The 23,997-nt window shown below is 69.3% G+C and carries 24 protein-coding genes; 8 read left to right on the top strand and 16 right to left on the bottom strand.

What is annotated here, in order from left to right; all coding sequences use genetic code 11:
- Positions 1-4: 4 nt before the first annotated feature.
- Both RN51_RS12105 and RN51_RS12110 read right to left on the bottom strand, forming a co-directional pair.
- Entirely contained in the window at positions 5-1,027 is a 1,023-nt protein-coding gene (locus RN51_RS12105; protein ID WP_052674702.1) for a glycosyltransferase family 4 protein, read from the bottom strand.
- Between the two features lie 95 nt (positions 1,028-1,122).
- Entirely contained in the window at positions 1,123-2,301 is a 1,179-nt protein-coding gene (locus tag RN51_RS12110) for a glycosyltransferase (RefSeq protein ID WP_045264277.1), read from the bottom strand.
- Between the two features lie 164 nt (positions 2,302-2,465).
- On the opposite strand from RN51_RS12110, the gene RN51_RS12115 reads away from it, so the two are divergent.
- Positions 2,466-2,921: an adenylyltransferase/cytidyltransferase family protein gene (locus tag RN51_RS12115; RefSeq protein ID WP_045264278.1), complete on the top strand. Its 456-nt coding sequence runs from the start codon at positions 2,466-2,468 to the stop codon at positions 2,919-2,921.
- A 53-nt stretch (positions 2,922-2,974) separates the two neighbouring features.
- Here the strand turns inward: RN51_RS12115 and RN51_RS12120 are convergent, their stop codons facing one another.
- Complete coding sequence (locus RN51_RS12120; RefSeq protein WP_045264279.1) at positions 2,975-3,364, bottom strand: SIP domain-containing protein; 390 nt, start codon at positions 3,362-3,364, stop codon at positions 2,975-2,977.
- Between the two features lie 136 nt (positions 3,365-3,500).
- Between RN51_RS12120 and RN51_RS12125 the strand changes: the two genes are divergently transcribed.
- The 5 genes from RN51_RS12125 to RN51_RS12145 are packed head-to-tail and all read left to right on the top strand — an operon-like array spanning position 3,501 to position 8,555.
- Positions 3,501-4,001 (top strand): hypothetical protein, encoded by a 501-nt coding sequence (locus RN51_RS12125; RefSeq protein WP_231579291.1) that lies wholly within the window; start codon positions 3,501-3,503, stop codon positions 3,999-4,001.
- Positions 3,998-4,975 (top strand): cation transporter, encoded by a 978-nt coding sequence (locus RN51_RS12130; protein ID WP_045264280.1) that lies wholly within the window; start codon positions 3,998-4,000, stop codon positions 4,973-4,975. The genes RN51_RS12125 and RN51_RS12130 overlap by 4 nt, the downstream gene beginning before the upstream one ends.
- Before the next feature lie 53 nt (positions 4,976-5,028).
- Positions 5,029-5,292 carry a glutaredoxin family protein gene (locus RN51_RS12135; protein WP_045264281.1) on the top strand — a complete coding sequence of 88 codons (264 nt, stop codon included), beginning with the start codon at positions 5,029-5,031 and terminating at the stop codon, positions 5,290-5,292.
- A 31-nt stretch (positions 5,293-5,323) separates the two neighbouring features.
- Complete coding sequence (locus tag RN51_RS12140; protein ID WP_045264382.1) at positions 5,324-6,718, top strand: MFS transporter; 1,395 nt, start codon at positions 5,324-5,326, stop codon at positions 6,716-6,718.
- A 28-nt stretch (positions 6,719-6,746) separates the two neighbouring features.
- A complete protein-coding gene (locus RN51_RS12145; protein WP_197073249.1) occupies positions 6,747-8,555 on the top strand; it encodes an aldehyde dehydrogenase family protein in 1,809 nt (602 codons plus the stop codon).
- Between the two features lie 3 nt (positions 8,556-8,558).
- Here the strand turns inward: RN51_RS12145 and pip are convergent, their stop codons facing one another.
- Together pip and RN51_RS12155 are read right to left on the bottom strand one after the other, a co-directional pair.
- A complete protein-coding gene (gene pip, locus RN51_RS12150; protein WP_045264282.1) occupies positions 8,559-9,536 on the bottom strand; it encodes a prolyl aminopeptidase in 978 nt (325 codons plus the stop codon).
- 67 nt (positions 9,537-9,603) lie between these two features.
- A complete protein-coding gene (locus RN51_RS12155; protein ID WP_045264283.1) occupies positions 9,604-10,488 on the bottom strand; it encodes a neutral zinc metallopeptidase in 885 nt (294 codons plus the stop codon).
- Positions 10,489-10,540: 52 nt separating this feature from the next.
- Here RN51_RS12155 and RN51_RS12160 point away from each other — a divergent pair, with 52 nt between their 5' ends.
- Positions 10,541-11,530 carry a malate dehydrogenase gene (locus tag RN51_RS12160; protein WP_045264284.1) on the top strand — a complete coding sequence of 330 codons (990 nt, stop codon included), beginning with the start codon at positions 10,541-10,543 and terminating at the stop codon, positions 11,528-11,530.
- Positions 11,531-11,584: 54 nt separating this feature from the next.
- Complete coding sequence (locus RN51_RS12165; protein ID WP_017831441.1) at positions 11,585-12,058, top strand: recombinase family protein; 474 nt, start codon at positions 11,585-11,587, stop codon at positions 12,056-12,058.
- Between the two features lie 127 nt (positions 12,059-12,185).
- Here RN51_RS12165 and RN51_RS12170 read toward each other — a convergent pair whose 3' ends face one another.
- From RN51_RS12170 to RN51_RS12220, 11 genes are read right to left on the bottom strand one after another with little or no spacing between them, the layout of a single operon-like run.
- Positions 12,186-12,947: a hypothetical protein gene (locus tag RN51_RS12170; RefSeq protein WP_045264285.1), complete on the bottom strand. Its 762-nt coding sequence runs from the start codon at positions 12,945-12,947 to the stop codon at positions 12,186-12,188.
- The gene (locus tag RN51_RS12175; RefSeq protein WP_045264286.1) at positions 12,944-14,155 is read right to left on the bottom strand and encodes a hypothetical protein; all 1,212 of its coding nucleotides are present in this window, start codon (positions 14,153-14,155) and stop codon (positions 12,944-12,946) included. The genes RN51_RS12170 and RN51_RS12175 overlap by 4 nt, the downstream gene beginning before the upstream one ends.
- Complete coding sequence (locus tag RN51_RS12180) at positions 14,155-14,451, bottom strand: hypothetical protein (protein WP_045264287.1); 297 nt, start codon at positions 14,449-14,451, stop codon at positions 14,155-14,157. Before RN51_RS12180 ends, RN51_RS12175 begins: the two co-directional genes overlap by 1 nt.
- The gene (locus RN51_RS12185) at positions 14,448-14,750 is read right to left on the bottom strand and encodes an SAV_915 family protein (protein WP_017831437.1); all 303 of its coding nucleotides are present in this window, start codon (positions 14,748-14,750) and stop codon (positions 14,448-14,450) included. Before RN51_RS12185 ends, RN51_RS12180 begins: the two co-directional genes overlap by 4 nt.
- 19 nt (positions 14,751-14,769) lie before the next feature.
- A complete protein-coding gene (locus RN51_RS12190) occupies positions 14,770-18,744 on the bottom strand; it encodes a type VII secretion protein EccC (protein ID WP_045264288.1) in 3,975 nt (1,324 codons plus the stop codon).
- Entirely contained in the window at positions 18,741-19,991 is a 1,251-nt protein-coding gene (locus RN51_RS18580; RefSeq protein ID WP_082066575.1) for an FHA domain-containing protein, read from the bottom strand. The genes RN51_RS12190 and RN51_RS18580 overlap by 4 nt, the downstream gene beginning before the upstream one ends.
- Positions 19,988-21,352 (bottom strand): hypothetical protein, encoded by a 1,365-nt coding sequence (locus RN51_RS12200; protein WP_045264290.1) that lies wholly within the window; start codon positions 21,350-21,352, stop codon positions 19,988-19,990. Before RN51_RS12200 ends, RN51_RS18580 begins: the two co-directional genes overlap by 4 nt.
- Before the next feature lie 51 nt (positions 21,353-21,403).
- Positions 21,404-22,264 (bottom strand): hypothetical protein, encoded by an 861-nt coding sequence (locus RN51_RS12205; protein ID WP_045264291.1) that lies wholly within the window; start codon positions 22,262-22,264, stop codon positions 21,404-21,406.
- The gene (locus RN51_RS12210; protein WP_045264292.1) at positions 22,252-22,539 is read right to left on the bottom strand and encodes a WXG100 family type VII secretion target; all 288 of its coding nucleotides are present in this window, start codon (positions 22,537-22,539) and stop codon (positions 22,252-22,254) included. The genes RN51_RS12205 and RN51_RS12210 overlap by 13 nt, the downstream gene beginning before the upstream one ends.
- A complete protein-coding gene (locus RN51_RS12215) occupies positions 22,536-22,859 on the bottom strand; it encodes a hypothetical protein (RefSeq protein ID WP_045264293.1) in 324 nt (107 codons plus the stop codon). Before RN51_RS12215 ends, RN51_RS12210 begins: the two co-directional genes overlap by 4 nt.
- Positions 22,856-23,965: a hypothetical protein gene (locus tag RN51_RS12220; protein ID WP_045264294.1), complete on the bottom strand. Its 1,110-nt coding sequence runs from the start codon at positions 23,963-23,965 to the stop codon at positions 22,856-22,858. The genes RN51_RS12215 and RN51_RS12220 overlap by 4 nt, the downstream gene beginning before the upstream one ends.
- Between the last annotated feature and the right edge of the window lie 32 nt (positions 23,966-23,997).

Raw genomic sequence — 23,997 nt, forward strand, 5'->3', positions numbered from 1 at the left:
GCGTTCACACCGGGGCACGCAGCCCCCGCACCAGAGCGGCGACCATCACCTGTGTCGTGAACTGCCGCTCCACCTCGATGCGCCCGTTCCGCCCGAGCTCGGCAGCGTGCGCCGGGTCGTCGAGCAGACGGAGCAGCGCGAGGGCGAGCTCGGCGGGATCCTCGGGGGGAACGATATGCCCCGTGTGACCCTCGCTGACATACTGACGCATCCCCGGGGTGTCGGAGACCACGACCGGACGTGCCGTCGCGAGGGCTTCGAGCGCGACCGTCATTCCGGATGCGTGGAGGTTCGCCCTGGTCGGAACGACCACGACGCTCGCCGTGGCGTAGAGGTCGCGCAGCTCGGCGTGCGGCAGGTGCCGGACGACGCGCACTCCCTGCGGCGGGTCGAGGTCGGAGCGTGTCTGCACGACCACTTCCGTCTCCGGACGGATGGCGAGCACACGCGCGAGCGCCGCGAAGAGCGTCACCGGGTCGCGGTCCCTGTCATTGCCCACGCTGACGATGCGGGGACGCGGCGGGTAGGGCCTCGCGATGAAGAAGGAGCTGTCGATGCCGAACGGCACCGCGAACACGCGCGTCTCGGCCCCCGCCAACATCGTGCGCAGCGGCTCGACCTGCGCCTCGCTGAGCACCCACGCGGCCTCCGCGCCGCGCAGCATCGCCAGCATCCGCTCCGGCGCTTCGCCGGCCTCGGCCATGTCGGTGAGCCAGATCACGCCGGTGGCGAAGCGTGCCCGCGGGTGGGTGGTCTGCATCCGATAGGCCGTGTTCTCGTCCCACGTGAGAGCCAGACCGTCGACCGGGCGAGGTCCCAGGGCGAGTCGTGAACGAGCGCGCGCGAGGCGGCTAGGCGGGGCGAGATCGACCACCTCGACGGCCGCATGCTCTCGCAGCGCATCGAAGCCGTACGGCCAGACGCTGGGCACCTCTCCCCTGGCGTGGCTCTGCTCCCAGGCGCGCGCCGACTGTTCGGCTCGATGTGCCCAGGTGAGAGTCAGGGAGGGACCGCCCTCGGAATCCACGAGCCAACTATGGACCTCGGCGCGGATCCTGGCAAGGGACAACTTCCCGAGCTCGCGTCGATGCAGTCTCGGGCGTGGGCGCCGAGGCTCCGGGACTAGAGCTCGCCGGGCTTCATCACCTCGACGTCGATGGCCCGGATCACGCGTTGCGCCGCGGTGTCGGTGGGCGGCTCGGTGCCGACCACCTGATCCTTGCTCCGACGCTTCGGCGCGTACACGACGAGCGAGTGGAACAGGAATCGGGCGAAGAACGCGACGACGAGCGAGAGCCCCGTCGCGACGACGCTCGAGATGTGCCACGACTCGACCATCAACGCCATCACCGGGATCCGCAGAGCCGCCTCGACGTTGTTGAAGGCGAAGGAGCTGACGAAGCGGATGCCGAGGCCGCGGGCATCCGTGCGCATGTCGGCGAAGACGAAGCGCTCCTGGAGCACGAAGTTGCCGATGATCGTGACCTCGGCCCCGATGATCGCCGCCCAGATGTACGGCACGCCAGCGGCGGTGAGCGCCCACATGATGCCGAGGTTCGCTGCCGCGCCGATCACGCCGATCAGAGCGAACAGCGACATCTTGCCGAAGCGCAGCCGGGCGAGGTGCTCGAGGAACATGGCCCCCTGGCGCATGCTCGCCTTCGACGTGCCGTGGCGGCGCTCGGCGAACTCCATCGGCACCTCGGCGATGCGCATGTCGTTGCGGGCCAGGATCTCCAGGAGGATCTTGAAACCGCGAGGCTGGAGCGTGGAGAGGTCGAGGCGCGCGCGGTCGACGAGGAAGAAACCGGTCATCGGGTCGGTGCTGTGGGCGAGGCGGATCGGGAACATGGCCCTGGTGAGCCAGGTCGCCACGCGGGAGACGCCGAAGCGCACCGCCGTGCCAAGACCGCTCGTGTCCCCTCCGCCGATGTAGCGCGACGCGGCGACGACATCGGCGTCCCCCCGCGTATACCGGGCGAGCAGCGCGGGAAGGAGCTCGGGCGGATGCTGCAGGTCGCCGTCCATCACGATGCAGACGTCGGCCGCCGCGGCCTCGATCCCGACGACGACCGCGCCGCCCAGTCCCCCGGTGTTCTCGGAGCGGTGGATGACGCGCACCGGGATCGGCGCGTCGGCCGCGACCCTCGCGATCTCGATCGCGGTATCGTCCGTGCTGTCGTCGACGAACAGGATCTCCGCATCCCACCCGTCGAGCGCTGCGGCCGCTCGCGCCACGAGCTCGGCGACGTTGTCGCGCTCGTTGAACGTCGGCACGATGACCGTGACCGGTGTCCCCACGTGCGCCCCCCTTGTCCCCCACGCGCATCGCGTGCGGCCTCCATCGTTCCACGGGTTCCTATGCGGAGGGTAACCCGAACCTGCTAGACTCTCGAACCGCGGCTGTGGGAGTCGCGGAGCGGATGGGGATCCGCTTACTGGGGAATGATTGATCTGGGGAGATCATGGGGACGCGTATCGGCTACGCCGTTGGTGCTTTCGACCTGTTTCACGTCGGGCATCTGAATCTACTTCGTCACGCCAAGCAGCACTGCGACATTCTGATCGCCGGCGTCGTCAGCGACGAGATGCTGCGCCAGGTGAAGGGCATCGAGCCCGTCATCCCGACCGCGGAGCGTGCGGAGATCGTGAAGCACATCTCCTTCGTCGACGACGTGTACGTCGAGACGACGCCTTCGAAGATGGACTCGTGGCGCGACGTGCAGTTCACGCACTTCTTCAAGGGCGATGACTGGCGAGGCACCGAGAAGGGCCTGCGCTTGGAGCGCGAGTTCGCCGAGGTCGGAGTCGAGGTCGTGTACTTCCCGTACACGGCACACACGTCGAGTTCGTCGCTGCGCCGCGCCCTCGACGCGATCACCGCCGGGGCCAACGCTCCCGTGGTCGCCTCGGTGCGCTGAACGTCTGAGCAGCCCGGTCCGACCGCGCGCAGCTCAGTCGGCCTTCGCGCAGCTCAGTTGGTCACGCCGAGAAGGCTCCGCGCCATCCGCGCCACGTGCGGTGGGGTGTGCGGCCCGAGCCAGACGGTCCACTGCGACGCCGGCTCGCTGCAAGCCCATTCGACGCACCAGGCATGCACCGCGTTCGCGAGCCGCTCGCCGCGCGTATGCGCTCTTGTTCCGTCCCCGCGCACGAGCCAGCGCACCGACACCCCGTCGGGGACGTCGATGTGTCGGAACTGGATGCGCGCTGCGGCTTCGAGGATGACGACTCCTTGCGCGTCCCACGGCAGCCGCGCAGCGATGTTCGCGATGAACCCGGCATCGGCCGCGTCGCCGGCGATGAGCACGGCACCCTCGATGTCGTCCCAGTCGGGATCTTCCAGATGCTCGCATGCACTCATGCCCCCAGTGTAAGTAAGGGCACCCTTACTTACAAGAGAAGATCCGGTGACGGCGCCGCCTCAGGGCGCTAGCGCGCCCTCCCTCACCTCGTCAACCACCTGTGCCGCACGCCTGCGCGGGGAGCATCCTGCCGCTGTGATCAGACCATCGTCACGCCGCGATCGCCTCCACCAGCGAGTGGCCGCGACCCTCGGCGCCCTGCTTCTCGCGATCTCGCTGAGCGCGTGCGGAGTCGCCGTCCCCGCCGACCCGGATGGAACCCTGAGCACCGTGTCCGGCGGCGAGCTGCGCGTCGGAACAGCACCCGACGGCGACCTGGTCCGCGTCGACGGCGGGAAGCCGACCGGGAGCATCGTCGACCTCGTGGACGGGTTCGCCTCGAGCATCGACGCCGAGACCGATTGGACGGTCGCCTCCGAGGAGACCCTGGTGTCGATGCTCGAGAACGGCGAGCTCGACCTCATCGCCGGGGGCATCACCTCGGACACGCCCTGGGTGGACAAGGCCGGCGTCAGCCGCGGCTTCACGGACATCGAGGGGGCGGACGGCCGCGAGATCGTCATGCTGGTCCCGCTCGGCGAGAACGCCTTCCTGGCGAAGCTCGAGACCTTCCTCGACGAGGAGGTCGGCGGATGACCGAGACCGGGCAGTTCGGGCGCACCACCCTCCCGCCGGAGCAGCAGCGCGCGATCCGCAGTGCCGTGAAGTGGGAGATCTTCACGATCGTCTACACCTCGATCACGATCGCCGTCATCGCGCTCGTCGTCGGCGAATCGCAGGCGATGCGGACGGCCTGGATCGAGGACATGTTGTCGCTCATCCCGCAGATCGCCTTCCTCACGGCTCTGCTCCTCGTGCGGCGGCGACCGACCAGAAAGCATCCATACGGTCTGCATCGGGCCATGGGCGTCGGCCACCTCGTCGCGGGTGTCGCACTCCTGGCGGTCGGACTCAACCTGGCCGTCGAGGCCGTCACTGGACTGATCGCCGCCGAGCACCCGACCATCGGCACGGTGCAGCTGTTCGGGCAGACCATCTGGCTGGGCTGGCTCATGGTCGCCGTGATGATCGTCGTGATCGTCGGCCCGGTCTTCATGTACGGACCCGCCAAGTCGAAGCTCGCTCCCGTGCTGCACAACAAACTGCTTTTCGCCGACGCCGACATGGCGAAAGCCGACTGGCAGACGACGGTGGCGTCGATCGTCGGCGTGCTCGGCGTGGGCGTCGGCCTGTGGTGGCTGGACGGCGTGGCGGCGCTCTTCATCTCGCTCGGGATCATCTGGGACGGCTTCCGCAACACCAGGACAGCCGTGGTGGACCTCATGGATCAGCGCGCACGCACCTACGACAGCAAGCGCCCGCATCCGCTCGCCGCGGACATCGTGTCGTACCTGCGCAGCCGCCCGTGGGTCGCCGAGGCAGGGGTGAGGATGCGCGATCAGGGACAGGTCTTCCACATCGAGGCCTTCGTCGTGCCACACCGACGCAAGGTCGCCCTGCACGATCTGACCGCGGCCGCCGAAGGCATCACGGACATCGACTGGAAGATGCAGGACGTCGTGGTGGTGCCGGTCGAGAAGCTGCCCGACGAAGCGGACACCGGTCGATGAACGCCCAGCCGCCACTCAGCGCCATGCCCTCCGGTCGGCCGTAGGCTGGATGCATGACTTCTGCTGCCTCCGACACCATCACGATGTTCGGCGCCGACTGGTGCCGCGACTGCATCCGCACCAAGAAGCAGCTCGACGCGCTCGGGGTGGAGTACACGTACGTCGATCTCGTCGCCGAGCCCGCTGCCGCAGACGTGGCGAAGGAGATCTCGGGCCGCACCAACATCCCCGTCGTCGTGTACCCCGACGCCTCGCACCATGTGGAGCCGTCGAACGCCGACGTCGAGTCGAAGCTGCGCGAGCTCTCGCTGATCTGATCCGGTGGCATCGCGCCGCTACACTGGCGCGATGAGCACCGAGGCTCGGCCCGAACGAGCATCCGTCCGCCTGTCTCCGCGCACGATCGTGCTGTATGCGATCGGCTCGCTCGGCACGGGCGGCTACGCCACGCTGCCCGGACTGGTGCTGACCTACTTCCTCACGGACAACCTCGGCGTCGCCGCCCTCGCTGCGGGGATGATCGTGACCGCCGCGAAGATCTGGGACGTGCTGATCGATCCCCTGATCGGTGCGGCATCCGATCGTCAGCTCGCGCGCACAGGATCCCGTCGCGGGTTCATGGTGACCGGCGCGCTCGCGCTCCCCCTCTTCTTCGCGATCACGTTCGCCGTGCCTCCCGCCTGGGGGCCTGTCGCCGGAGCGATCAGCGTGCTGCTGGCCTTCCTCGCGACCGCGACGGCCTTCAGCCTGTTCCAGGTGCCGTACGTCGCCCTCCCGGCTGAGCTCACCGGGGACTACGACGAGCGCACCCGTCTGCTCGGATGGCGCGTGGTCGTGCTCACGGCGGCGATCCTGCTGTTCGGCGCCGGCGGACCCGCGCTGCGCAACGCGGGTGATGACCCCGTGACGGGCTACCTCCTGATGGGCATCGCCTCCGGGCTCGTGATCGGCATCGGGATGCTCATCGCCTCCCGCACCGCGGCGGTCGCCGCCGAACGCAGCACGGTCGCGCCCGGCGCGGCCGTCGCCGCATCCACCTGGCGCGATCAGTACATGTCGGGCTTCCGGGCACTCGGACGCAGCCAGCCTTTCCGGGCACTGCTGAGCACGTTCGTCCTGCAGGCTCTCGCGACCGGGACCATGCTCGCCGGAGCGCAGTACGTCGCCACGTGGGTACTGCGCTCGGAAGACGCGGTGACATTCGTGTTCGTCGCGCTCGTGGGTCCGGCTCTGCTCGCGACCCCGGGGTGGACCGTCATCGCCCGACGCGTGGGCAAGGAGCGGGCCTTCGCGATGGCGAGCGCGCTGTTCACGGCCGCTGCCGCATCGCTCGTCGGCGCGGTGTGGTCGCCCGGCGCATGGATCTACGCCTCCGTCGCCGTCACCGGAATCGCGTATGCGGGACTCCAGTCGCTGCCGATGGCGATGCTCCCCGATGTGATCTCGCATGACGAGCGCACGAGCGGCCCAGGCCAGGCCGGCACGTTCACCGGCATCTGGACTGCCGGGGAGACGGTCGGTTTCGCCCTCGGCGCGACGGCGGTGTCCCTGACTCTCGCAGCGACCGGCTACGTCTCGACCGTCGCCGGCGCCACCGTCGAGCAGCCGGCGGCTGCGGTCACGGGTATCGTCCTCAGCTTCAGCATCCTGCCCGCCGTGCTGATGGCCGGCAGCCTGGTGACGCTCCGCCGCTACCGACTGCGCCGCGCGGACATCGATGCCCTCGAGACCTCCGACGCCTAAGCTGGGATCCCGTCCGAAGGAGACGTCGATGACTTCTGCGAGCACAACCGACACCGCTGCCACGGCCCCCGCCGCCTCGTCGAAGGGAGCGCCGAAGAATGAAGCGCCGGACCTGGGCGAAGGGGAACGGGAGCGGCTCGACACCGCTGTCGACGCCCTCCAGGTCGGTGCGCGCACCTGGTCGGCTCTCACCATCGCTCAGCGGGTGACGCTGCTGCGGGCGGTCCGGACGAGCGTGGCCTCGACCGCGGAGGACTGGGCGAACACGGCTGCCGCCTCCAAGGGCCTCCACGCGCGGCATCCTCTCCGCGGCGAGGAGTGGCTGAGCGGTCCGTACAGCGTGCTGGGCGCGCTGGACGCCTACATCGAGACGCTCTCCCGTCTCGCGAACGGCGCCAACCCCCTCGACGGGCTCTCGATCGATCGTGCACCGGGAGGACGCACCCGCGTGCACGCCTTCCCTCTCACCGGCATCGACAGGTTCCTGCTGTCCGGGTTCACGGGCGAGGTCTGGCTGGAGCCGGGCATCACCCCCCGCACCGCTCGTGCATCGGCAGGTCTCGCGCAGCGCACGCCCACCGAATCAGGCGGCGTCGGTCTCGTGCTCGGCGCGGGGAACGTGACCTCGATCCCGGTGCTCGACGTGCTCTATGAACTGCTCGCCCACAACCGCACGGCGCTGCTCAAGGTGAACCCCACGCAGGATGCGCTGGTGCCCGTGTACAAGCGTGCGCTCGCGCCGCTCATCGAACCCGGCTTCCTGCGCATCGTCCGCGGCGGACCCGCCACCGGCTCTTACCTCACCGGCCATCCAGGACTCGTGCACGTGCACATCACGGGCTCGGCGGCGACGTTCGACACGATCGTCTGGGGACCCTCGAAGGGCGACGGTGCCGCGGCGACGAAGCGACGTCGGCGCGAGAACCGTCCGCTTCTGAAGAAGCCGATCACGGCAGAGCTGGGCGGCGTCTCCCCCATCATCGTGGTGCCCGGCGCGTGGACCGACGCTGACCTCACCTACCAGGCCGAGCACATCGTGACCATGCGCCTGCAGAACTGCGGTCACAACTGCATCGCGGGCCAGGTCGTGATCATGTCGTCGGATTGGGACCAGGCGGACGCCTTCCGTGCCGCCCTGCGACGTGCGTACGCCAACGCCCCTGAGCGTCCGATCTGGTACCCGGGGTCGCCGTCGCGGATGGAGCTCGCGACCGATGCCTACCCCGATGCTCTGGTGCTCGGCGACCGACTGCTCGTCGAGATCGATGCCGGCGACGACCCGACGGCTCTGGAGAACACCGAGTACTTCGCTCCGGTGCTGGGCGTCGTCAGCATCCCCGGCACAGGACAGGAGTTCCTCGACGCTGCCGTGGCCCACGCGAACGACCGGCTGCAGGGCACCCTCGGCGCGAACCTGCTGATCGACCCCGCGACGGAGAAGTCGCTCGGTACGGGATTCGAACGCGCCATCGCCGCCCTCCATTACGGCTCCATCGCCATCAACGGGTGGACGGCATTCGGATTCATCACGCCCACGCTCACCTGGGGCGCGTTCCCCGGCGGAACGATCGACGATGTGGGCAGCGGCATCGGTGTGGTGCACAACGCCCTCCTGCTCGACGGCGTGGAGCGCTCGGTGCTGCGCGGCCCCTTCCGTCCGTTCCCGCGGTCGCTCCCGATCGCGAACGGAGGCGGACGCCTCACCATCCTGCCGAAGCCGCCGTGGTTCGTCTCCTCGCGAACGGGCGCGGCCGTGAGCGAGGGGCTGACCCGCTATCGGGTCGACGGCCGCATCAGCGGACTCGTGAAGACCCTGACGAAGGCGCTGCGGGCCTGACGGTCAGCGCGCGGCGCGGGCGAATCGGTCCGTCGCCGCCCGGAGCGCTCTCTGCGTGCCGGGTTCCGTGGCGGCGTGGCCGGCGTCGTCGACCACGATGAACTCGGCTTCCGGCCAGGCGCGGTGCAGATCCCACGCGGTCATCATCGGCGTGGCCACGTCATGACGTCCCTGCACGATCACCGTCGGGATGTGCCGGATGGCGTCGACGCCGGCGATCAGCTGACCCTCTTCCCACCAGCCCCGGTGGACGAAGAAGTGGTTCTCGATGCGGGCGAACGCCGTGGCCTTCTCCGGGTCGGCCATCGCCTCGATCTGCGCCTCGTCCGGAGTCAGGGTGACGGTCGCCGCCTCCCACGTCGACCAGGCGATCGCCGCCGGCACGTGCACAGCGGGGTCGGGATCGAACAGACGGCGGTGATACGCCTCGATCATGTGCGAGCGCTCCAGCACCGGGATCGGAGCGATGAAGTCTTCCCAGAGGTCGGGGAACAGCGCCGCCGCTCCGCCCTCGTAGAACCACTCGAGCTCGACGCGACGCAGCGTGAAGATGCCCCGGAGCACCAGCTCGGTCACGGCCTCAGGGTGCGCCTGCGCATAGGCGAGGGCCAGAGCACTGCCCCACGACCCGCCGAACACCTGCCACTTCTCGATGCCGAGGTTCTTGCGCAGCAGCTCGATGTCGGCGATCAGGTGGGCCGTCGTGATGTACCGGAGGTCGGCGTCGTGAGCACTCGCATGCGGGGTGCTGCGTCCGCAACCTCGCTGGTCGAGCAGCACGATGCGGTAGCGCTTCGGGTCGAAGAACCGTCGCTGCCACGGGGACGTCCCGCTGCCGGGGCCGCCGTGGAGGAAGACCACGGGCTTGCCGTCGGGGTTGCCGCTGACCTCCCAGTAGACACGGTGGCCGTCGCCGACGAGCAGCTCCCCGGTCTCGTACGGTTCGATCGGTGGATACAGTGCATCCGTCTTCTTCATCATCGGTCCCCCGGCCGGTCGTGCTGACTACATCGTCAACGGTAGCGGACTCTCTCGCACCCGTCCGGTCTCAGGGATCCAGTTGATCGGCGGGCAGGGTCAGCACCTGCGCACAGACACCCAGACCGTTCTGGTACCCCTCCGCGAACCACCGCTTTCGCTGATCGCTGGAGCCGTGCGTCCAGGTCTCCGGATTCGAGAAGCCGGACTGCTCCTGGATGTGATCGTCGCCCACGGCCTCTGCCGCATTCAGCGCGTCCTCGATCTGCTGCTCCGTCGGCTTCTCCAGGTAGGGGTTGCCGTCGGCGTCGGTCTGCTCCGTCATCCGCCCGAGCCACCCGCCGGCGTAGCAGTCGGCCTGCAGCTCGATGCGCACTCCGTTGCTGCCGGGACCGGTCCCGTTGTTCGGGTAGAGGTCCATATCGCCCGTGATGTTCTGGATGTGGTGCCCCCACTCGTGGCCCACGATGTAGAGCTGGGCGAGGTCACCGGCCGAGGCTCCGAACTGCTGCTGCATGAGCTGGAAGAACGTGGGGTCGACGTACACCTTCTCCTCGGGCGGGCAGTAGAACGGCCCGACGGCGTTGGAGGCGGTGCCGCACTGCGTCGAGGTCGCCCCGTCGACGACGATCATCTCCGGCGCGCGGTAGCCCTCGATGTTGTCGCTCCAGAATGCATCGAGGGCGACCTGCGCCCCTGCCATGCGGCAGTCGACGTTCGCATTGGCATCGGCCCCCGTGTCGCAGTTCTCGATGGCCGATCCGCCGGCCGGCTCGCTGCCGCCGCTCGGAGCGCCGCCGCCGACCAACCCGCTGAGGTCGATGCCGAGCAGAGGCCCGGCGATGAGCGCGATGAGCGCGAGCACTCCCACGCCGGAGCCGCCGGCGATGGCTGCCGTGCGTCCGCGACGACGGGTGGTGTTGCCCGAGATGTCGGCATCGGGATTGAAGGTCATGCGTCGAGATTACTCCGAGCAGAAGCATGTCGAACGGACGTAGGCTCGGGGCATGACGACCACGATCACCATCACCGGCGCGGGCGGACAGATCGGCTACGCACTCCTCTTCCGCATCGCGGCAGGAGACCTGCTGGGGCCGGCAGAGAAGGTGCGGCTGCGACTGCTGGAGATCCCGCAGGGACTCGGTGCTGCGGAGGGCGCAGCACTGGAGTTGCAGGACGGTGCGTTCGGGCTTCTCGAGCACGTCGAGGTGACGGATGACGCCGCAGTGGGCTTCGATGGCGCCGACCTCGCCCTGCTCGTCGGCGCACGTCCGCGCGGGCCCGGCATGGAGCGCGCGGATCTGCTCGCGGCCAACGGCGGCATCTTCGGACCTCAGGGGGCGGCGATCGCGGCACACGCGGCACCGGGTGTTCGCGTCACGGTCGTCGGCAATCCCGCCAACACGAATGCCCTGATCGCTGCGGCCTCGGCCGATGGAGTGCCCGCCGAGCGCTTCACCGCCTTGACGCGGCTCGACGAGAACCGCGCACGGGCACAGCTCGCGCTGACGCTCGGGGCCCCGGTCCACACCGTGCGCCGCGTACCCATCTGGGGCAATCACTCGGCGACCCAGTTCCCCGACATCTCGCATGCGACCGTCGGCGGGCGACCGGTCTCGGAAGCACTCGAACAGATCGTCGGCGACGTCCCCGCCTGGCTCGAGAGCACCTTCATCCCACGGGTCGCCAAGCGCGGTGCCGAGATCATCGACGTGCGCGGCTCGTCGTCTGTGGCCTCAGCGGCGAGCGCGACGATCGACCATGTGCGCGACTGGGTGCAGGGTGCGGACGACTGGACCTCCGCCGGCGTGGTCTCGCACGGCGAGTACGGCGTCCCGGAAGGTCTCATCTCGTCGTTCCCGGTGCGTTCGGTCGACGGCGAGTGGCAGATCGTCGAGGGACTGGAGCTCAGCGACTGGGCTCGCAGCAGGGTCGATGCTTCCGTCGCCGAGCTGGTCGAGGAGCGCGAGTCCGTGCGGGGGCTCGGCCTCTTGTGAATCCGGTCTCCGCAGCGCCGGGCGACAGGGCAGAATGGATGCCGGAGGTGCGCGATGAGCGAGACGATTGATCCCACGAAGACGGCTGCGGTGGATGAGGCTCTCACGAGCCCGCTACACCTGCCGCACGACGCCGCGGCCTGCCCGAAGTGCTTCACCGAGCTGCAGCAGAACCGCAACTTCTGGACCGCGCGACCGGACGGCTCACGCCTGGTCGGGCTGGTCGTCGCGAGGGACGGTATGCCGTCCGTCGTCGAGCAGCGCGACGACCTCACCCGTTTCGGCGTGCCGATCGAAGGCTTCCGCCACCCGGCCCCCGACATCCTGGAGAGCTGGAACGACCGGCTCGCCCGCCTCATCTCGACCCTGAAGCACGGCGACGTGCTGGTCGTCGTGAACATCAAGGCTCTCGGCCGCGACTCGGACGAGGGAGCACGCACGGTCACCGAACTGCGCAAACACGGCATCATCGTGAAGGTGCTCAATCACGATGCGCGGCACCTCGCCGACGCTGCAGCCGCCCGCTGAATCCCCGCCGTACAGCGTCCGGTTCCCTCCTTCGCCGACCCCTTCCGAGTTAGCGTGGAGCGGCGGAGTTCACGATCTACCCGTGAGGTTCACACCGTCGGCCTCTGGTATGCGGGGAACGGCGTTCCTAGAATTCCCCAGACCGCAGACGGGCGAGTGTGCCCGCACCGATCTCCGCACGGGCGTCGGGACGGTTCGAGTAGAACGTGACGAGCTCGGCCAGGAGGACCGGGTCGCTGGCGAGGTCGGCCGCCGCCCACGAGGACGGCTGCGCGGTCGCCGTCCGCAGCACCACGCGGTTGCCTTCCAAACCGGCGCCGACGACCTCCTCCCATGCCACGGCCACGTTGTTGCGCGGGATCCGGAGCTGCAGCCCGTCGGGGCGCAGCGTCAGGCGATGGGCGGAGGGAGCCCGGAACCACGACCGGATGCCGGCGATCATCATGATCAGCGCGACCACCGGGAGGAGGAGCAGGGTGAGCAGCGGCAGTCGGTCTGCGGGCACCGTGAAGATGCTCCATGCCCACGCCGCGAGGAGCAGTGCCCCCACGGGCGCGAGGGCGCGCAGCGGCCAGACGATCCCCGCGGCCCCGCCGAACGCGATCGCCGGACCGTCGACGACCGGCCGGACGACTCGGACGCGGGAGACACGGGCGTGGGCCACCATCAGCCAGACGCCCACGGCGACGGCCGCGAGCACACCGACCCCCAGAGCCTTCATCGCCGGAGCGGGATCCGCGAACAGGATCAGGCTGAACAGCAGGACCACGATGGCGAACACGACGCCGAACACCGTGAGTGCCGTGGTCGCGCGCTGCTGCCCCTGCCACCCCGGATGACCGGGTACCCAGATCGTCTCCGGAGACGTCGACTGCTGCTGACCTGTCACCCGAACAGTCCCTTCCACGCCTTGCCGATGTTGTGCCCGGCGTCGCCTACGAAGTCGGTCGTGTTCTCCCAGGCGTCCTCTGCGAAGTCCGTCGTGGCGTCCCACGCATCCGCCATGCCGGCGTCGATCGACTCCCGGACGTCCTGCGGGACCCAGTTCTCGTACGCCCACACTGCACCGGCACCGACCGCCACCGCGGCCCCGCCGACGACGACCGCCGTGCCCCACACGGGGAGCGTGACGACACCGGCCGCCGCGAGCGCGGCGACCCCGGCAGCCGCAGCCGCGCCACCCGCCGCACCGCCGATGATCTCCACCGCGGTGGACGACGGGTCGTCGCCCGACGACATCGCCGAGCCCAGGTTCCAGGCGTCGACCCCCCAGCCGATGAACGGCACCGCCCGACTCGCGCGAGAGAGTCCGCGGGCCAGATCCTCGGCCTCGTCCGCCGCCCACCGCATGCCGGTGGGATTGGCGGCCTCGGCAGCGGCCTTGACGGCAGGGTTGCCGGAGCGCAGCTCGCGAACGAAGTCCGATGCTCCGAGACGCAGATCCTCCGCGTGGGAGGTGAGCTCGGCCGCCGTCTCCGCCCACGCCAGGCCCTGGCCCTCGAGGTAGATCTTCGGGACCTCGCCGCTCGCCTCCCGCAGACCGGACAGGATCTTGTCGGCCGTGGACTGGCTCGGCATGGTCCCGAGGAAGCCGTCGAGGTTCTCGCTGATCCAGACCTCGAGCTCGCCCCACCAGGAGCCGACGTCGGCGGCGATCTCGTTGTACAGCTCGATGCGGTCGAGGTGCTCCTGCCATTCGTCCCAGTAGGGGTCGTCCCGCGAGGTGGGGCACACCGGGATCAGGGACACCGGTCGGCCGATGATCATGCCGTTGACCGGGAGCCCCGCCGCCCTCGCATTGTCGCGATGCTTCGCGAAGTCCTCCCTCATGCGCCGCAGCTGCCCGGCGTACGACCGGAGCTTCTCGGCGGAGTCTCGTGCCAGCCCCGCCATCTCCTTCGCGGCGTCGGTGGTGCGCGAGAGGATCGTGACGTAGTCATCCGCCGACTCCCCGAACCAGTGTCCGCGCACGCCGGTCGGGATGAACGTCGTGACGTTCGACGAGGCGTCCGCGGCATCCTTCAGGTCGGGGTCGAGCCAGTCCGCGGCCGCCTGCACCTGGTCTGCATCTCCGTACGTGGTCGTGTCGATCGTCATCAGAGGTCCTCGACGATGGTCGCGACGGGGTCGAGCTGGTCGATCACGTCCTGCTCGTTCGTCTCCGCGTCGTCGGCGATGGCGCGGACGATCTCTCCCAGGGTGCCGTTGATCCGGTAGAGGGCATCGACGCCCTCCCCCACCCGCTGCATGATGGCGGCGACCGTGTCGGAGGCGAGGCCACCGTCGACGGCCGTCGGGATTCCGGAGAGCTTCGTCTCGATGAGCTCGACCGCCTCCTCGTGCATCTCCGCGTGGACGGCCATGACCTCCGGGTCCATCGCGATGCGGCTCATGCGATGGCTCCGTTGCGGCGATAGGACGCGGGCACGTCGAGGTCGAAGATCACGACATCGTAGGGCTGCGTCTCCTTGATCTGACCGAGGTCTTCGGTGCGCACCAGTGCCCAGGGCTGTCGCTCTCCCGCGAGCTGCAGCAGCCGGTCCAGGGCTGTGTAGGCGAGCAATGCACGCCGCCCGTCCTTCAGCTCCCGGATCTCGACGAGCTGCTCCTCGGGCGTCGACGTGACGCTCAGGGGCAGGTACAGCACGGGCGGGACCATCGGCGCTGCGGCCGGCATGGGTTCGAAGGTCATCTCGGTCTCTCCTCGGTGGTCACTCGTAACTCGGCGGCACCCACAGCAGCTGCGCGGAGACCAGCCCTCGATCGCGGCTGACGATCTGCGCACGGCCGGGGATCGCGGGGACGGCCTTGACCTTGCCGATGAGCTGGCCCTCCTCGGGGCTGCCCGAGAGCAGGATGCCGGTGGTGCCGAGGTCAGTCATGCGCTGGATGATCGGGTCGTACGCGGCACGGCTCGCCCCACCCGTGCGACGCGTGAGGATCACGTGGAGCCCGAGGTCGGCGGCCTGGGCGAGCAGCGGCGCGAGCACGGCGACGGGGTTGCCCTGCGAGGTCGCCACGAGGTCGTAGTCGTCGATGAGGACGAAGCCTTCCGCCCCCTTCCACCACGACCGGCTGCGGAGCTGGTCGGGTGTGACATCGGCACCGGGGATACGGCTCTGGAAGAACTGCGCCAGCTCGCTCATCCCGCCCTCTGTCATCTCGTGAGAGGTGAGGTAGGCACCGAGGTACTCCTGCGGGATCTCGCCCAGCAGCGCACGGCGGTAGTCGACCACGAAGATCTTGGCCTCGGTCGGCCCGTACAGGCGCGTGATCTCGTGCACGACACCGCGGAGCATGGACGACTTGCCGGAGTCCGCGTCGCCGTACAGGTACAGCAGCGGCTCGGCGAGCGGATCGATCGAGAACGGGGCGAGGTTCGCCTCGTCGATGCCGAGCAGGATCTCGCGTGGCTCGGAGCCATCGGACGAGCCCGCGGCGGCGACGGCGCACAGGTCGGCGTGACTGATGCGCGAGGGCAGCAGGCGCAGCTTGGGGCCTGCGGGTCCGTGCCATGCCCCGGCGACGCGGGCGACCAGGTCGTCGATGCCGTCGGCGAGCGAGGAGGCATCATCGACGCCGTCCACCCGCGGCAGCGCGGTGAGCATCTGCAGTCCTCGGTCGTTCAGGCCTCGGCCCGGGATCGCCGTGACGTTCTCTGCCGCCTTGCGGTTGACCTCGGAGTCGGTCGGATCGCCGAGCCGCAGCTCGATGCGCGTGCCGATGAGGTCCTTGATGTTGGCGCGGATCTCCATCCACCGTGCCGCGGTGATCACCACGTGCACGCCATAGGTCAGACCGCGCGCGGCGATCGCCTGGATCTGCGGCTCGAGCATCTCGAACTCGGCCCGGAGCGTGCCCCAGCCGTCGACCATGAGGAAGATGTCGCCGTAGCCGTCGTCGGCCAGCCCCTGCGCGCGGCGCTGACGATACGCGTCGATCGAGTCGATGCCGTGCTGCCGGAAGTACACCTCGCGGGCGTTGAGGAGGCTCGTGACCTCGGCGACCGTACGCCGGACCACGTCGGGCTCCGACCGTGTCGCGACGCCGCTGACATGCGTGAATTTCTGGAGGCCCGTGAAGCTGCCGCCACCGAAGTCGATGACGAAGAACTGCACCTCCTGCGGGGTGTGTGTGAGTGCCAGCGCCACCATGGTGGTGCGCGCGAGGGTGCTCTTGCCGCTGAGAGGTGCCCCGACGATCGCCATGTGTCCGGCGGCGCCGCCGAGCGAGACGGCGAGGTTCTCGCGACGCTGCTCCAGGGGCACGTCGACGATCCCGAGCGGAACCGTGAGCGCTCCGGCACCGCGCCAGCGCGGGGAGACGAGCCCGAGCGAGGGGTCTTCGACCAGATCACCGAAGAGCTGATCGAGCGTGGCCGGGGTCTCGAGCGGCGGCAGCCACACCTGGTGCGCGGCAGGTCCGCGTCCGCTCATCGCCTCGACGGCGATCTCGAAGGTGTTCCGCTTCTCCTCGGGCTCTGCGTCGACGACGGCCTCCGGCTCGTCGACCGGTGCCTCGGCGCGCCAGACCGGTGCGGCGGTGAAGAGCTCGACCGCGGTCGATCCGGAGCTCTGGCCGGACCCCGACGCGGCACGACGGCGGCGACGGGGCGGCGGGCCGGACACGTAGGCGGCACGGAACTGCGTCATCGTCTCGGTGTCGGACTTCAGGATGCCGGCGCCCGGCTGGGTGGGCAGGTGGTAGGCGTCGGGAACGCCGAGGACGGTGCGCGACTCTGCTGCGGAGAACGTACGCAGACCGATGCGGTAGGACAGGTGGGTGTCGAGTCCGCGCAGCTTGCCCTCTTCCAGGCGCTGCGACGACAGCAGCAGATGCACCTGAAGCGAACGACCGAGGCGACCGATGTTGACGAACGTGTCCACGAACTCGGGCTTGGCCGACAGCAGCTCGGAGAACTCGTCCGCGACGATGAGCAGGGCGGGAAGAGGAGCCAGGTCGGTGCGTCCGCCGCGGCGTGCCTTCTCGTAGTCGGCGACGTTGGCGAAGGGGCCGGTCGCGCGCAGCAGCTCCTGGCGGCGGACCATCTCACCCTGCAGTGCGTCCTGCATGCGGTCGACGAGGGAGATCTCCTCCCCGAGGTTCGTGATGATCGCTGAGACGTGGGGCATGTCGGCCATGCCGGCGAACGTCGCACCACCCTTGAAGTCGACGAGCACGAAGTTGAGCTGCTCGGGAGAGTGGGTCATCGCAAGCGCGAGCACGAGCGTGCGGAGCACCTCCGACTTGCCCGATCCGGTCGCACCGATGATGAGACCGTGCGGCCCCATGCCCTGCTGGGCCGATTCCTTGATGTCGAGGATGAGCGGGCTGCCGTCTTCCGTCTGCCCGATGGGCACCCGCAGACGGTCGCGTTCGAGTCGCGGTGCCCAGGCCGCGTCGAGGTCGAGGTCTCGCACGTCGGGGAGGCCGAGCAGCTCGACGAGTTCGGCCTGATCGGTCGCGCTCTTCTTCTTGGTGATCGTCGTGCCGCCCGAGTACAGCGCGATGAGTCGCCGTGCTGTGGCTTCAGCCTCGACGATGCTGATCGCGTCGGCCTCGAAGGGACGAGCGGGCACCTGCAGGCTCACGAGCTCGGCGCGCGCACCCTTGCCACCCGCTTCGAAGGCGATGCGGAGCGCGTTCGGGTCGTCGAGGTCGCCCCAGCGCGCGGGAAGGTCGATCACGGTGACGCCCTGAACACCGTCGCCGCTGACGAGCATGTCGTTGAAAGAAGTGGTCGCGCCGTCGGTGACGATCACGATGTGCGGCACCTTGGCGCCCGAGCCGTCACGCGCGAACCGCGCCCGCTCCCGCACCTCTGTCGGCAGCATGTCCTCGAGCTCCGACAGCTGCGAGCCGATCATGCGGGCGGCGCCGAGTCCGTCCCTCACCGTGCGCGAGTGCGTGTGCGGCAGCCACTTGGCCCACTCCCACTGGGGAAGGACGGCGGCGTCGGCGGCGATGACGATCTGGACCGTATCAGGGTCGTGCATCGTGGCCACATGCAGCAGCATCGCGCGCGCGAGCGCGCGGGTCTCGTCTTCATCGCCGGTGATCTCGACGCGGGCGTAATCGCGCAACGTCACGCCGAGCGCGAGGTTCTTCTGGATCTCGTGCGTCAGCATGAACCGGTGCGCGGCAGATGCGGCAACCGGGTCGAGCTGGGCGAGGGGCGGGAGCTCGGGCGCTTCGAGCGAGATGCACAGCTGCTGGTCGTTCGTGCCGACGCGCACCGAGAGGAAGTCGGGGTCGTTGACGCCGCGCTCCCACACGCGGGTGCGCTCCTCGGCGATGTACGGGAGGGTCTCGGGCGCGGGGAGGTGCCAGTTCGCGGCACGTCGCTGCTGCCGCGCAGCGACGCGCACGGTCTGTCGCAGTTCGGTCAGGTATGCCAGGTACTCGCGACGGGCGCTGAGCGTCGCCGCCTGACGCTGCGAACGCTGACGCCAGCCGTTGACCGCGACGAACCCCAGCGACGAGAGCAGGAACATGCCGCCGGTGAGCAGACCGGTGACCGACTGGTTCGACATCGTGACCATGACGATCGCGCCGACGCTGCCGAGCATGGGCAGCAGCGAGCCGAGGATTCCCATACCGCCGTCGTTGGGCTGCAGCTCCGGCGGCGCCTGGACGGGGAGCTTCCCGGAGGGGACACGGGGCGGGGCGAGACGGGGTCCTGTCATGCTCTCTCTCCGGCGCTGCTGTCGGTGCCCAGCAGGAGGCTGATGGTGAAGCTGCGGTTTCCGATGCGCACGCGGTCGGCGTCGTCGAGGAGCACGCGCTCCCCCGCGACGAGTTCGGTCGTCTGACCGTCATCGGCGCGGATGTCGGAGCCGTTGGTCGAGCCGAAGTCGGTGACCCAGGTGCGACCGCGCGAGTGCTCGATGCGCAGATGCGTCTTCGAGACCGACGCGTCGGGGTCGGTGACGATGATGAGCCGGTCGTCGTGCGCACTCGCGACCGGCGCGCGTCCGAGGTTCGCGGCGAGCGGCAGGGCGAGCTGCACGCGCTGGCCGGTGTCGAAGATCAGAAGAAGCGCGCCGGTCTCGGATGCGGGGGCTGCGGATTCCGGGCCGGCCTGCGGCGCGGGCGTCGGTGCGACGGTGAACAGCGGCTTCTCCGTGCCCGGTGCCGTCGGTTCCGGTGTGGCGGTTCGATGCGATGCAGCACGGGCATCGGTGGGCTCGGAGTCTTCGTCGACCACCGCGGAATGCGCGCCCAGCGGCACGACCTGGGGCGGAGCCAGCGGCTCGACGGCATCGACGACCGGTGCCTGCGACGACGGCGCGACGGCGGCACGAGCGGGGACCGAGACGACGACCGTGCCGGCGACACGATCGGCCCACGATTGCCGCCGCCCGCTGCGGTCCCACGCACCGGAGGCGACGATGACCCAGCTCCCCACCGCGACCAGGAAGCCTGCGCCGGTGATGATGCCGCGCACGAACTGGCGACCGACACCCGGCGAGTACGGCCGATCGGCGCGGGCGCTGCGAAGACGCAGCACGGCGTTGCCGAGGGTGATCCCGGTTCGCGCCTCGAGCACCCAGAGGAAGAGCGCGAGTTCGAAGACGGCGAGCCCGGCGAGCAGAAGGCTCTGCGAGAACACGAGGACGATGGCCGCGGCGAGGACGACCGCTGCGGCATCGAGCGTGAAGGCGGCGATGCGCAGCCCGGTTCCCGCGGGAGAACCGGCGAATGCCGGCCCGAGGCCGTCTGCCGGCTGTCGCACGGCCGTGCGCCGGGATTCCATCCTGTTCGGCGCCGGCGGAGTCGGCGCCTGTCGCAGCGGTGCCCCGTCGACGCCGGGAGGCGCCGCGATCAGAGCAGGGGGCAGAGCCGGGATCTCTCCCGGCTGGCCCGCTCCGGGTTGCATCGGAGGGATCGGGCCACTGCCCGGCCAGGGCTGTGGTGCGCCGTTCCCGCTCATCCGGCCATCATTCCACGAAGGAGCGACAGGGCATTCGCGTAGAGCAGGGCGGAGGGCAGCGCCAGGGCGACCGCGAGCCACTCGAACGCGTCGCCGAACCTCGACCAGATGAGCGAACGCGCGCCGCGCGAGACGGGGATGACGATGGCCACGGCCACGAGCCCCACAGCGAACAGCACGGCGGCTCCGAGCACCTGGAAGCCCGCACCGAGGGCAGTGGCGGCGTGGATGCCGGCGACCAGGAAGACGACCGCGGCAGCCGCACGCGGGAACCAGCGCAGGATGCGGGATGTGGTGTGCCGTGGCGTGAGCAGCAGAGCGAGTCCCAGGCAGCAGAGGAGAGCGATGCCGCCGATGATCACGAGAGTGTCGTCCGGCCACGGACGCAGGAAAGCGATCGGCGCCATCAGCGCGCTGACGACGCTCAGCACAGCGGTCCCGGCGATGAGTCGCGCGGACGAATCGTCGACCACCGCCGTGATGCGCTCCGGACGCAGCAGTCCGACCGACTCGGGGATGGCTCCGCGCACGGTCCACCGGCTGGTCATGAAGTGCTTGTAGTCGATGAAGTAGCCCTCGGGAAGGTTGACGAGGCTGCTCGGAAGGGCTCGCAGGCCCAGGGGGATGAGCCCGAGCGAGATCGCGGCCGCTTCCGCCTGCCCCCAGCGCAGCAGCAGGGCGAGTCCCCATACGGCGGCGAGGGCGACGAGCAGCACGGTCGCTGTTCCGGCCGCGGCGCGCATCGGCCGAGCCCTGGCCGTGACGGCGATGATCGCAGTGGTCGTGCCCGCCGCGAGGAAACCGGCGGCGGTCGACAGATGCGCACTCGCTTCGAGAGCGGCCGGGATCAGGAGCGCGCCGGCTGCGAACGAGAGGAGCACCGGGGCGAGCACGCCGAGGATGCCACGCACCCCCGCCGCAGAGTCGCGACGTGCCCACGCGACGGCACCGCTGACCGCGCCGACCGCCACGAGAAGGGCGATCAGGAGTCGGAGCAGCGGATCGCCCGCGCCCTGCGCGAAGACGGCGACGAGCAGCAGTCCGGAGACCGCCAGCATCCACCATCGTGCGCCGTGGTCGGCGCGTGTGGGGCCGGTCGCGGTTTCTGCAGGGCGAGCCTGCGGGGCCAGCGCCGTGCGATCGATCAGCGCGTAGAGTCCGCCGTCGACGAGGTCTTCGCACTCGGTGTCGCCGGGGATCTCGAAGCCGCCGGGGCCGATGGTGACGAAGCGATCAGCCGTCGAGAGCCCGCTCAGGATCAGCGCGTCTTCGAGCGTCTCGTCGAGAGGGAGGGAGAGGTCGATGCGGCGATCCTCGCTCTGGAGCACGATCCGACGCCGCTCTACGATCTCGACTGACACACCTGCACCCTATCCACTGTGCGCGACTCTCGCCGCGGGGTGTTCCCCACGCTATCCACACTCGATCAGCGCGCTGAGCGTACCGGTTCCTGGCTGCGCCGCATCGGGCGAAAGCGTTCCCCCGGTCCGGCCCTCCCAGAACTGCACATCACCGCGGATTCCCTTCAGCCAGTATGAGCCGTTGCTTTCAGCCACGACATCTGCGCCATCCGCGCGGAACTCGGTCGTCCCTGCGTCGTCGGACACGGTCATTCGCACCCGCCCCGAGTCGTCGAAGGAAAGGGTGCCAGGGTACGGTTCGACGCCAGTCGCGGTGACGCCGTCCGCGCACGATACAGCGGTCGGCACGAAGACCGAGGTATGGACGACGCCGCCAGCCGTGAATCGCACGCTCACGCCCTCCGCGGGCGGCGTTCCAGAGGCTCCCTGGTCGGGAGTCGGCAGAACGACCGGTCCCTCGCAGGCGACCGTTCCCGACAATCTCGCGGGGTATCGTTCGGCGTCATCAGCTGTGACGTTCACATCGTCACCAGGCGCCCATCCCTCGACGAGGGAAACTTCGCCGTCGGACTCCCCGATGCTGAGCACGGTGCCCGACGCGCTCAGGTCGAGATCCGTGCCTTCGAAGAGCACCAGTCCCTCATCGCTTCCGGCGCCGACCGATCCCCGGCGGTCACTGTCGAGCCGGATCGAGAAGCGTCCCTGCGGATCGTTCGAGATCGCGAGTCCGTGCGCACTCCCCGCGTCACAGGTGACCTGATCAGGGCTGAGAGTCAGAGTGCGCTCCTCGCCGCCCGCCTCATACGTGACGATGAGTTCCGTCGCAGCGCTGGAAGCGCACGCAGTGAGCGTCAGCGCCACAGACACCAGAGCCAAGGTGAGCGCCGTCGCCCGCCGCATCACCGGTGCCATGCGCCAGCTCGGCGGCGATCGAACTCGTCCACCCGTTCGACCGCCTGACCCGCGACGCGGCTCGCCTCACGTCCGATGAGTCGCAGCCGTTCCACCGATGCGGTCCAGTCGCGCACTGCGACGGACATCGCTTCGCGTGCCTCACCGTCCCACCGCGATTCGAGCACGGCGGTCTCTTCCTGGAGCGCCTGGAGGAGACGAGCGATCTCGTCGATCCCCCCGACGACGCCCACGAGCGCGCCCCTGGCCATCGAGGTCTTCAGCCCGATCGTCACTGCTTCTCCTCGTTCATCTCCAACAACGCCCGCAACCCCTCCGGCATCACCGCGGGAGGAGCGGGAAGCACTCCGGCGCAGAGCAGCGTCGAAAGCGGAGCGCGTCCGTCCAGTATGTCCTCCAGAGCAGCGCGGAGGTGCGGGTCATCGCTGGCGGCACGCACTTCGCGCATCTGCTTCGTCAGTTGCAGAAGCACCGGTGCGCTGGCAGCGACCGTCGGGAGCGCGAACGGTGCCCGCTCCCCTCCCACACGCCCTGCAAACGCCGCGATCGGGTCGAGTGGCTCCGCGGCGTCGTCTGCTGCACCGTCAACCCTCATGAGGTCTGCTCCATCGTCGGCACGGGCATCGTCGCGGCGAAGTTCGAGAGATCGCCGGACAGATTGCCGAGCGCTTCGAGAATCGAGTACAGGTCCGAGATGTCCTGCAGGATGTCATTGACGTCCGCGAGCTTCTTGAAAGCCCACAGCAGCGAGACACCGGCGGTGCCGTAGCCGATGAGTCCGCCGCCGCCGCTCCAGACGGTGCCGGTGCCGAAGGCCGCGCCGGCAGCCGCGACGAGAATCGCGTCGTAGAGCCCGTAGATCGCGCCGGCGATCTGCTCAGCGGATTGGATCACGCCGGTGCAGTAGTCGGAGAAGACCGTACCCGCGTCAGCGAGGGCGTGCTGCGCATCGGAGAGCGCGTTCAGCAGGTCAGCGAGATAGGCCTGTGCACTGTTGGACGCGTAACCCTGCCATTGGATGCCGGCGTACGCCGCGGCGCTGGACAGGTGCCCCCGCATGTCGTCCACGAGTGACGCCAGACCGTTGATCGTGTCGACGAACTGCCGGATATCGCCCCAGCGGCCGCCGTAGGTCTCCAGCACGCGTTGCGGCAGTGTCCGCGCACCCAACCACCCCAGCACCGTGTCGATCCATTCGCTCGGGCTGAGAAGATCCCCCGGGACGAGATTGGTGCTGAGTTGGTTCAGCTCGTCATGGGTGCCGAGGTCACAGAAGAAGGCGGCTCCCCCTGTCGGCGGCCCCCATACGGGCAGTGAGTCGTCGGTACGGTCGTAGCTGGGGGCGATCTCCGGCCGCCCCGACGGCGACTGGATGTTGTCGTTGTAGACATCAGGATCGGTCGCGTCGATGAGCGCGGCCTGCTCGGTGTCGATGCCCTCGCCCTCGTCGGCCACAGCGATGAGCTCGGTGGCTACACCGTCCAGCACCTGCTCGAGGTGATCGAACCAGTCGATCAACGATGACCGGATCTCGATCGCGGCACCGGCGACACGCGTGTAGGCGTCGAAACTCCCGTCGTCCGTGATCGTTCGGTCTTCCAACCACGCCCTCGCGCTGGCTGCCTGGTCCGCGTACTGCGTGAACGCTCCCGCCTGTTCACGCAGCCCGGCCGCATTCAGCCAGAAATCCGTGTCACTCATGACGCCCCTCCGTCCTTCGCCGTCCCCCCCGA

The organism is Microbacterium oxydans, assembly GCF_000956405.1.
Classification (GTDB): domain Bacteria; phylum Actinomycetota; class Actinomycetes; order Actinomycetales; family Microbacteriaceae; genus Microbacterium; species Microbacterium oxydans_C.